The organism is Okeania sp. SIO2B9 (genome assembly GCF_010672505.1).
GTDB lineage: Bacteria > Cyanobacteriota > Cyanobacteriia > Cyanobacteriales > Microcoleaceae > Okeania > Okeania hirsuta.
In genome coordinates this window covers 1-1,666 of the sequence record NZ_JAAHGK010001500.1, presented here as the reverse complement: position 1 = coordinate 1,666, position 1,666 = coordinate 1, and the positions used below count along the sequence as shown (strand labels likewise).

At 37.7% G+C, this 1,666-nt stretch carries 1 protein-coding gene; it reads right to left on the bottom strand.

Features of this window, described 5'->3' with window-relative positions; all coding sequences use genetic code 11:
• Positions 1 to 82 precede the first annotated feature (82 nt).
• Positions 83 to 988, bottom strand: coding sequence for a vitamin K epoxide reductase family protein (locus tag F6K13_RS32040; RefSeq protein WP_124143398.1), 906 nt, complete (start codon positions 986 to 988; stop codon positions 83 to 85).
• Positions 989 to 1,666 lie beyond the last annotated feature (678 nt).

The following is a 1,666-nucleotide window of genomic DNA, read 5'->3' as shown; positions in this document are numbered from 1 at the left end:
CGTACTAATGAGGTACAACTGACGATCTGGAATATTTGTATATTCCCTGTTCCCTGTTCCCTATTCCCTATTCCCTGCTGTATTAAAGATTGTTAAAATTAGCTAGACCTTTATAACCGGAAAATTTTGCTAAATCCTCTAAAGAAACTGTACCTTCGTAAGATTTACCATTAATTTTCCAAGTCGGATATGCAGTAATATTGGCTGCGATACATGAGCTTTGTTGAGGGTTTTTGCCTTTAGGATCGCACTCAATATAATTAAGTTTACTAACAGCTTCTTGACCAAACAACTTCTTTTGGTCTTGACAGTGACCACACCAATAAGCACCATACATTTTTGCTCCCACTTCTGTCAGATGTTCTGCTAAAGCAATTTTTGCCGGAGTCGAAGTAGTTGTAACTGCATAAATATCTTGTTGATCAGCAATAGGACTATGAATGGGAGCATAAACCGCAAATGTTCCTACAAGAGTAACCATTCCAACAATAATAGCGGTAAAGATTAATTGCCCAATATCTTCCCAGTCACGACCGATTAATGCTAAGATAAATAGAGCTACAGAACAAATAGCCGAACCGATGCAATAAATACACAGAGATTTAATCTCAAATGCCATGATGTACATCAAATAGCTACTGAAGATAGTCATGGATACGCCACCAACAAACATTAATAACCAACTCCAGTTTTCTAGTTTTGAGCGTAACTCCTTCTGAGAATCTGGGTTAATTATCCAAGGACCGATCGCCATTGTTCCCATTCCAGCATAAGCTAGAAAGCCAAATAGAGCCAGAGGTAAGCCAAAAATCATAGCATAAGGACTTTCAAGTACCTTATCGCAACCAGCTACAGGACAAGTCACGACTCCTCCCATGAATTTTTCTATTGCGAGATATGCTGTAATTATTGCTCCTACTGTTGAAATACCAGCAATAATAAAACGTGAATTACGATGAATCCAGGGTTTAGAGCGTTTACTACGCATTTATGCCTCCTTGTTTAGTACAGTTTCTTTTCATATTATCTTTTCTTTTGCGGGTTTAATACTCCACCATCAACGGGGGTGCTTAAAATTGTTTGGGGTTATAAGACACTGAGTGGCGTGTCGAAGACTATCCATAAGTATTTTTCCTTCTTCCTTCTGCCTTCTTCAATGACTTCCCGAACAACTGGACAGTCAAATATACAGTTTCATAGTAAATAATTTTATCTGACTTTTCAAAATCTGCTGATGGCCAGAAGAAAGTTCAGACAAACTCTATATAGCTATAAGCATTCAGCTATCAGCTATCAGCTAGAGTCAAAACTTTTAACTATAATATTTTGAAGTTTCTTAGCTGTCCTAATCTTAATGGGTAGTGCTGTAGCAATAGACAGATAGGTTAGGACTTACGCTGATAACGATCTTTAGACAGGAAAATGTTTTTCCTACTGTTCTCTGTTATAGATATTGGAGAAGTGAAATTGATATCAAGTATCTTCAGATTTTACAGTAGATTTGATCAAGGGTGAGGTACACCTCCTTACAGCGCTTTTCGGCTTCTTTTCAAGGAGAGGTAATTGTTACTAGACAGTGCAAAGTTCTGGGAATAACTATTGCTAGTCAAGGGTTTCACGGACTCAAGGTTAAAAATTCTCCATTCACAACAGTAGGTGCTGTAAA